Origin of the sequence: Roseateles sp. 22389, assembly GCF_052044995.1 — a bacterium.
Taxonomy (GTDB): Bacteria; Pseudomonadota; Gammaproteobacteria; order Burkholderiales; family Burkholderiaceae_C; genus Roseateles.
Genome location: NZ_JBQEOF010000038.1, coordinates 1 through 8908, shown reverse-complemented (window position 1 = coordinate 8908; position 8908 = coordinate 1). Strand labels below are relative to the sequence as shown.

General features: G+C 64.4%; 5 protein-coding genes. 3 read left to right on the top strand and 2 right to left on the bottom strand.

Annotated features, from left to right (window positions below; genetic code table 11):
• Positions 1-148: 148 nt before the first annotated feature.
• Entirely contained in the window at positions 149-493 is a 345-nt protein-coding gene (locus ACTJKJ_RS27175) for a hypothetical protein (protein ID WP_440823283.1), read from the bottom strand.
• A gap of 796 nt (positions 494-1289) precedes the next feature.
• On the bottom strand, positions 1290-1502 hold the full coding sequence (locus ACTJKJ_RS27170; protein WP_440823281.1) for a hypothetical protein: 213 nt from the start codon (positions 1500-1502) through the stop codon (positions 1290-1292).
• A 1071-nt stretch (positions 1503-2573) separates the two neighbouring features.
• On the opposite strand from ACTJKJ_RS27170, the gene ACTJKJ_RS27165 reads away from it, so the two are divergent.
• From ACTJKJ_RS27165 to ACTJKJ_RS27155, 3 genes are all read left to right on the top strand, one after another.
• A complete protein-coding gene (locus tag ACTJKJ_RS27165; protein ID WP_440823279.1) occupies positions 2574-4697 on the top strand; it encodes a PAS domain S-box protein in 2124 nt (707 codons plus the stop codon).
• A 90-nt stretch (positions 4698-4787) separates the two neighbouring features.
• Positions 4788-5024 carry a hypothetical protein gene (locus tag ACTJKJ_RS27160; RefSeq protein ID WP_440823277.1) on the top strand — a complete coding sequence of 79 codons (237 nt, stop codon included), beginning with the start codon at positions 4788-4790 and terminating at the stop codon, positions 5022-5024.
• A gap of 1900 nt (positions 5025-6924) precedes the next feature.
• Positions 6925-8472, top strand: a complete 1548-nt coding sequence (locus ACTJKJ_RS27155) for a hypothetical protein (RefSeq protein WP_440823275.1) — start codon at positions 6925-6927, stop codon at positions 8470-8472.
• The last annotated feature ends 436 nt before the right edge of the window (positions 8473-8908 follow it).

The following is an 8908-nucleotide window of genomic DNA, read 5'->3' as shown; positions in this document are numbered from 1 at the left end:
TGCAGCTGGTATCCGGACATCCTGCGCGTGCTCACGACCGGCTGATCGCAGAGGGCCGTACCGCCACGTGCACTCACGATGTCCAAGGGAACCGGCCCCTCATGCGCCTGGCTTGGCCGGAAGAGGAGATGCGTTGCGGCAGCGCTGGTCAGCCGCGCGCGGACTGCGGCAGATCCGCATCTGAGATTCCACGTCGTGCTTGGCCAGCCGCATCTGGTCCAGATCGTTCAGTGGCATCGTCGTCGGGAAGCACGTCGCTCCCTTCAGGCAGCTCGTTGGGCTTGCCCTCTATGTCTTCTTGCGCCGAACTCTTCTTGCCGTCATTACCGGTTCGCTCGGCGCCGGAGTTCGATTCGTCCGATGCATCGTCGCCGGTACGAACGCCCTCCGGCGATTGGTTCGCAACGGGATCACCGACGGGATCGTCGTTCTCGTTCTCAGGCTTCGAGGTCGTGGGGCGGGTGGACTCGGAAGCGGATGTACTGCTGTTCATGATGGTGCCTTGATGTTGGTCGGGATGGCCCGCGTTTCCTCTGGCAAATCCAACTCCGCGCCAACCGCGACGTGAGCCCGGTTCGACCGGTAGGCAAACCCGCTAACGCGTAAACGCAGAGAGAACTTTCCGACCGGTTGCAGATCATGCGGCACTTGGCCGCCTCTGATTTGCATCGGAGTGGGGGCACGATCGTCCAGAGGGCCTCTCGTGTGCGCTAGGGGCCAAATGCCGGTCGACGGCGCCCTTGAGCTGACGGCCGTCCTCGTCCCGGCCACTTAGTCGTTTCGCATGACGCATAAGGCTTCGGACGCTGTACTGCGACGCCGAAGGGAACCCCCGAGTGCGCACCCATGGAGGCGAAGAACTCCGGATACGTCCGCGCAGCACTGTGACCATCGCTCCGCCGGCGCACAACTCCGCCACCTGGACAACGCGCTCATCTGGCGCCATACGAGTTGGTGACGTGCCAGGGCAATGCCGGGAGCACAGCTGGCTCGCCGCGACCGCGCAGTTGATCGGCTGGTCTGAACCAGCTCTAGCAGCCCTGGGGATGACTTGATGTCGTCTGCTCGGGCTAACGAACAAGCCAGTCGCGACTGTCGCTGATTTGAGCAACGTGCTTGCGCACTTCTCAAACACGATCCCCCTTCTGACCTGTCGCAGAGTGAGAACCATGACTACCGCCGGCGAGCTCGATGAGGCGAAGACCAGTGTCGGATTGTCATCGACCGATCGTCATTTCCCGAACGGTCGTTCGCGTCCGGAAGCCGCGGCGACATCGCAGCGAGAGCGATCAAGATTCTGGTCCTCGTTCGGCCATCAACCGCAGTGTCGTCTCCAGCATCTCGGCGCAGAACCGACGCTGGTCAGAAAAACTTCGCGACAGCAGCTCAGCCCTTCGCCAGTCAAGGCAAGAGATTGCCACGGCAAGATTGCGTTCGATCTCGCGCGCGCTGGCTTCAGCTTCGAGCCAGGTGAGCAGAGCTTGGGTAAGCATCGTCGCCACGGAACTTTCAGGGCAACGGCGATACCGGACGCTTCCTACCTTCGCCGGAACGAATGCCGTCAAGGACTGTCCAGAGTGGTTCCGTCGAGACCGGTCTGGCCAGCTTAAAGTCGAAGAGCGTCGGTTCGCAGGCTCCATGATCGCCCGATCGCCCCGCTGGCAGACCTCGCCTCGGCGACCGGGCGCCCCGGATGGCAGGCTCCGGCCACTGCCTTGCAGCTTGAAGGGCACGGCCCGCGTAGCCCTTCTGCACCGCACATCTTGCTCGTTGACATCTCGCTGGATTACGAGGCCTTGCTCCCATAGACTGGGACCTCGCTCATAGGTCACGTCAGGGAGAGAACAGATGACCGAAGAGACTGCGGGGGGCGCGCATCCCTGCGAATCACCGAGAGCTCGAGTGCCGCGATGCGGTTGTGCGGCGGACCATCTGTTCAACGCATGGTCGGTGTTCCCAGTGCGCGAACTCATCGGCCGCGAAGACTTCAAGACGAAGCGCCGTTTCCCGCCGTCGGATGGGGATGGCGCGCTGGTGGCAAATCGCTTCGTCATCTCCCCGCTAGAAGTGCCTCGGGGCGGAACGCTAGCGAATCTTGGCGGCCGAGCTTGGAGGCTTGCGAGTGCGATAGCGGCACGGCCTCACGGCGTCCGATGGCTACCTCCACCACAGCGACAAGTAGGTCAGCAGCTTGCATGCGCCGGAAGGCGTCGGAGGCCGACCGTACGCGCACCCCATCTCTGTCCGCCGCACGTGACAGAGGAGGCACGTCGGCCTTCGGGCCCTGGGCCCGCGGCGGCAGAAAAGCCAACGGTTCGTCCTTTCGGGATGCGCCGATCCGCATGTGCTTTGCTGTTCAATCGACGAACCTGGCGCCGCGCACTTGATCGTTATGCCCTGAGCGAGCTGCGGGTCGCCCAGTTGCGTTCGGCGGGCGCGCGAGCCGAAGCAGGTGTGGCTCAGCCTGTGGGCGGCGCCGCTCCGGCGGCTGAAGCGCTCGGACCGGGCATCACTCCCAGACGGCGATCGAACGACCAGTCACTGATCCCCCAACGTACCGGGGTGATGAAGCCATGACCGCGCGCGAACTCACCCCCTTTTCGGACGAAACGCTGCCAGCCCAGCTGGTGGCTGCTTGGGAAGCGGTCACGACACCGCTGCTGGTGCACGACGAGGAGCGCATCGTCCACGCCAATGCCGCGATGCTGCGTCTGCTCGGCTATGACGCGCAGGCGCTGGCGGCGATGCCCTTCGACGCCTGGGCGGTGCCGGCGCAGCGCGATTCGCTGCGCGCCTACGGCTTGCAAGCGCTCGCGCAGGGCACGCTGCCTCCCACGATCGAGATCGAGGCGGAGACCGGTAGTGGATCGGTTCGCTCGCTGGAGGTGACCGCGCGGCCGTACATCGTTCCGGGGCGCCGCCTGAATGTTCTGACCGTGCAGGACCTGAGCGACAGCCGGCACGTGCAAACCAGTTTGCTCAACGTGGGGCGAGTCCTTCATCAGATCATCGAGAACAGCCCGGTAGCCAGTTTCGTGCTCGACGCTGAGCACCGGGTGACGCACTGGAATGCGGCTTGCAGCAAGCTGACCGGGATCGAAGCATTTGACATGACGGGCCGCAGCGACGCGTGGACCGCCTTCTACCCCGAGCCGCGCCCGCTGCTGGCCGATCTGATCATCGACGGCACGATTGAGGCCCAATGTGTGCCGCTGTACGACGGCCGCTGCCGACCCTCGGAAACCATCGACGATGCCTACGAGGTGGAAGCCTTCTTTCCACAAATGGAGGGCGGTCGCTGGCTGTTCTTCACCGCTGCTCCGCTGCTTGACGCACAAGGGACCGTGGTCGGCGCCATCGAGACACTGCAAGACGTCACGCAGCGTCGCCGTGCCGAGGAGGAGTTGCGCCGCCACCGCGCCGAGCTGGAAAACCTAGTGAGCGAGCGCACGGCCGAGTTGCTGCAGACGCACTACGAGCTGGAGGCCTTTCTGGAAAACGCCTCGGTCGGCATCGTCACCACGCTGCAGCACCGGATAGTTCGCGGCAACCGGAAGTTCGCCGAAATCTTCGAACTCGGGGACACACCGGCTAGCGGCACGCCAACGCGGGCGTTCTTCTCCAGCGACGAGGACTTCCAGGCGCTGTCCGATGTGGCTTATCCCGTGCTCTCGCGCGGTGAGTCGCTGCAGCACGAGATGGAGATGCGCTCCGCGCGCGGCCGGCCGCTGTGGATCCAGATGATCGCGTATGTGGCCAATCCACAAGACCGACTCGCACGCATCTGGTGGCTGCTGCAAGACCGCACCGAGGAACGCCGCGTCCAGCAGGAACTGGCCGAGAACTATCAGCGCATCAAGCTCACCAACACGCGGCTCGAGGAAGCGCAGAACCAACTGCTGCAGGCCGAGAAGATGGCGTCGATCGGCCAGCTCGCCGCCGGCGTGGCGCACGAGATCAACAACCCAATCGGCTTCGTCAGCTCTAACTTGGGCACGCTGCGCGGTTACGTCGAGCCGATGTTCGGGCTGCTCGATGCGATGCAGTCGGCCTCGGCGGCCTTGCCGGAGGCGGTCGGCGCGGCGCTGCGGGAGCTCGATCGCCGCATCGACCTGGCCTTCGTCAAGGAGGACCTGCCGCAATTGCTCGATGAGAGCGACGACGGCTTGGTTCGGGTCAAGAAGATCGTGCAGGACCTGAAGGACTTCTCGCGCGTGGACCACGCCGAATGGCAGGACGCCGATCTCAATGCTGGCCTGGACTCGACGCTCAACGTCGTCATGAACGAGGTCAAGTACAAGGCTGAGGTGCGCAAGGACTACGGCCCGCTGCCGCCGGTGCGCTGTATTGCCGCGCAGCTGAATCAGGTCTTCATGAACCTGATCGTCAACGCCGCGCATGCGATCCCGCAGCGGGGCGAGATTCGCCTGACAACGCGCGCCGAGGGCGACTGGGTCTGGGTGCAGGTCGAGGACACCGGCGTCGGCATGAGCGAGGAAGTCCGGCGTCGCATCTTCGAGCCCTTCTTCACCACAAAGCCGGTGGGCAAGGGCACAGGGCTGGGTTTGTCGCTGTCCTACTCAATCGTCCAGAAGCATGCGGGGCGCATCGAGGTCGAGAGCGCGCCCGGCCAAAGAACCCGTTTCCGCGTTTGGGTGCCTATCAAGCCACCTCCGCTGGAACCGTCCCGGGGGTGAATACCCGTCGGATAGCCCGTCGCGTGTCCCGCAAAGCGGTGCATGGGCGTCCATCTGCAAGCACGCATCCACGAACCCATGGAGGTGAGGATGGAACTCGATACGGTGTCGTACTTGTTTCAAGGCCCTCAGGGGACCTTCAAGATCAAGCAGCGATTCAGCGGTCGCTGGCGGGTCATGCACGACGATATGCCTTGGGGTGACTCCTTCGCCTCATTGGAGAACGCCGTGAATGCGATTTCTCGAAGCTTCCGCGTGCCTCACGAGATCCGTGAATGGACAGAGATCAGGGACCTCCACACCGATCGGGGAGGGCTTGGACGCTGATCCTCATCTCCTCCGAGGGCATTCAAACGCACCCGGCTATGGAGTCCGCCATAGCCGTCACGACTACACCTCGTCGCGGTGCTGTGGCTGGTCAGCATGACCGGATGGTCCACGCGGCCAACGAGCCTCTACACCGATCGCGAGGCTTCCCCACAGCGTTGTTCCAGGGGTCGAGTCTCAAAGACCTGAGTAACGCGGCCGCCGGAAGCGCTTGCACCTACGCGTGTCGGTTATGCCACCAAAAGGGAACTCGTTCGGTGCGCCGACGTGGGGACTGGCAACTCAGGAGGCGATGCTCCACCACCCGCACCACCGGCCTGCCACGCGGCATCGCAGCGGTTCAGAAACGACCGGTGGCGTCTCGGGCCAGTGCTCGATCGAGGTACGTCCTGTCCCCCGGCAGAATGTTCTATGGCAGTGAGGCTCCGCAAGCCAGCACCTGTCCGGTGGCGTCTGCGGCACGTAAAGCGGGTTTCGGCGCGGATCGCTTCTACGACAAAGCGCACGACTTTGAGGGCCTGGTCAGTGACCTGTCGCACCGCGCTCGCTCGGACTGGATGGCCGACTGATCGGGCAGGGCTGCGGAAGAAGGCCATCTTCCAGCTGACCGTGCGGCATCGTTTGAGAGCGGAACTCGCCCCGCTTTGGCGGCTCGCGGCGCTGTGACGCCCGAGGTTTGGCGCGAGGACCTGTGGGAGACTTCCCGGGGATGTGCTGCCTGCGATGGATGAGGATGAGATAGGCGCGCAGGGCGTCCAAGCATGGAGTGACGTCGACGCGCTGGCACCAGCTCACGAAGTCGTCAACGTTCAAGGGAATTTCGGATACCTGCGCGCCTTGCTCAGCAAGCGCGCGCGTCCCTGCGTCGACCAGGGCGGTCCAAGTCTGGAAGTCCTTGGGAAAGTGGACATCGAGTTGACACGCCGCTGCCAGCCGGCGGAAGTCCCCGGGGGACAGGCATGCTCCTGCAAGGTCGCGCTCCATGCGCGCAGAGTTTAGGCTCAGTGCACACGCGAGCAAAGCCATCGCGGGTACCGCGATGGTCTCAGCCTAAGCCTGTCCGCCGGCGCCACCGTCATCGGCCTGTGCGTCCGCGGCCGACAGCGTTGCCCATACCCTAGCTGTAAGAGACTCTATTGGAGGGGCCGCTGGTCCACACGTCAAATTCCTCACGCCTACTTAACACGCTGTGGCGTGGCGGCCGATCACGCCGCGCGAATGTAAACCGCGGGCGATTCAATGCAGGCAAAACAGAAGCCTGCAACGGGTTGCGTATTCCAGTTAAACCCGCCACCAATTCCAGTCCAAACCCGCCAGTGATTCCAGCTCGTTGCCGCCATCCAGAGGTCGTTGGTGCATATTTCAGCGGCAGCCAACCATGAGTTTCAGTGCGACCTGATCAACCGCTTCGGCAACGTGTGCACTGCAGGGGTAGTCGTCAAGATCACTGACCGCTCAAGGCTGAGGCTGTGTGAAAACGCTGCTCCATTGAACATGGGCGAAAAGTCGACCTCTCAGATCGGCTCAGGATCGACGATCGCGCGGGCGCCAACGCTGTCGAGACCCCAGAAACAGCACGCGCGCCGAGTTTTCACACAGCCTCGGCTGGTCTCGGTCGCTCAAGGCTGAGATCCTGAGCGGCCGCTGCAAGCAATACCTGCCGCGGACGATGATTCGCCGAGCCTGCAGGCAAAATCCAGTTCGGGACGAGCTTGGCGCCAGGCCTGCCGCGAATCCGACTTGGCCACCCGAAATGGCCCGTCCGGCGCGCCGCATTCGGACACAGCCGCCTCGGTCAAGAGGCGCATTCGCCCGGCGCCACCCACCAATGGGCCGCAGCTTTCCTGCGACATGCGCGCGGGGACAATCCTTGCCACAACAAGATCTGGAGGTCGTGGCCATGGCAAGTTCGCGCGAAGAGAAGCTGTTCCGAGGCTTTTGGTGCCGGGCGCAGCTCCCCGGCTCCCCCGCCCTCACCCAGGCGCTGCTCGACGAGTGGGCGCGCCAGAAGGGCATGTCGGTCACCAGCGTCCAGGAGCGATCCGTCGGCCTCTTTCGCCCCATCCCCGCGATCGTGCTCGAGGCAGACGGCCGCAAGGCCTGTTACCCCCTGATCTCCACGGACAGCGCGGCATGGCAGGCCAACCGCGCCGCGGCCGACCGCACCGCGGCGCTCTGGAACAAGGTGGAATGGTTCTGCCCGCTGTGGGTGAGCAATGCCAAGCTGGGCGAACTGCTGGCGTCCATTCAGCATCTCAGCGGCGAAGCGGCGTTGCAGCAATTTGACTACCACCTCTCCACGGCGTACACCCCGGGGTTCCTGGCGGTTTGCATCGCCCAGCTGCTGTCCAAGACACGCAGCCTAGCCGTCTTCGCCCCGCTGGCGCGCGAGGCGTTCCTCGCCTTCTATAGCGGTCAACGCGCGTCCAGCGTTGCCGCCCTGATCCCTGCCATCGAAGGCGGCCTCCAGCGGATCGCGAGCGCGACGCCGAACATGAAGTACAAGGAAGCGATCGATCACACCTGCGACCGTGCCTGCGGGCTGGCGGCCGATCTCTACTTCGAGCGGATGTGGGTGCCGGACGAGTTCCAGACGAAGGAATTCCTCTTCGGCCAGGACGAGCGGGTGTTCGTGTTCGAGACCTTCAGGCGCTGGTTGCAGGAGCACTTCTTCCAGGACCTGGACAAGTACAGTGGCGCCACATCACTGAACCGCCATCTGTTCGCGCATGGCAAGTCCATCGACTGGCAGCAGCCCTCCAACTTCTCGCGGCTCGTCGTCGCGCTCACCACGCTGGGCGTAATCGAGGCCTGGCACGACGAGAGCAACAGCGTACCGATCCTGTTCCCTGCCATGGACACCGACGCTACCTTGCTGTGGCAGCAGGCGCAGCTTCGCGTGCAGCTCCAGATGGTGCTGAACCTGCACGAGCAGGCCGCCTTCCACGCCGAGGGCCGGCTGGTGCCGGAGATGCCGACCGACGACGGCGTTACGCTGCGCAAGGCAGTGCTGTCGCAAAGCGCCATCGACGATCTCGTGCGGCCGCTGCGCGAGGCCGGCTGGAGCGTGAGCCTCACCGAGCCCGATGACAAGGCCCTGTACGTCATCGCCACCGCAACTGCGCCCGCAACCGCCACCAGTGAATCGCAGGAACTCGCCGTCGCCCTGCTCTACAGCTGCGCGACCGACACTGCGCTCTACCGCGACCTCGCCGAGCGTGTGGACGTCATCCTCTACCGCGGCCCGCCCTTCCATCAGGAGAGCTATGCCTGCGGTATCACCCGGCACGTGGGACCGGCCGCCGGATGGCAGCCGCCCGTGGCGCCCTCCCGGTGCCCTTGCCCTCGCCTTGAGGCACCGGCGCAGCAATCGCACGCCCCGCCGGCCCCATCCGTTGCAGCGATGAAGGTGACGAAGCTTGCGTCTGCTCAGCGATCCAGCGCCTGACGCCCTCCGCTCGCCAGGCCGTCACCGTGACCTAAAGCTTGACGGGCGCAGGGAAGATGCCGGCGTTGATGCGCCGCCAGAGCGTGGACTTGGAGAACGGGATGAACGCGAGGACCTGCGGTTGGCGCAGGAAGCCGGTACCCGCGCGTTGCGTCTCGAGTTCACGCGCGTAAGCGCAAGCTGCGTCTCCGAGCGCTGCCGCCTGGCCTGGGCGCGGAAACGCCGGCGGCACTTGTGCTTGAGGTATGCCTCCAAGTCCGTGGGCGGTCCCCAGCGAATTGCTGCCGTAGCATGGCAGATCACCTGGTGACTGTTCGCCGGCGCGCTGATGTGCTTGATGTGTCGCGGTGCTGGCGACTCGTCACTGAGCGAATGCAGCCCCCGGCCCTTGTGCTGAGGCCTGATGGCGGACCCATTCCAGATCCTTGCCCGGGAC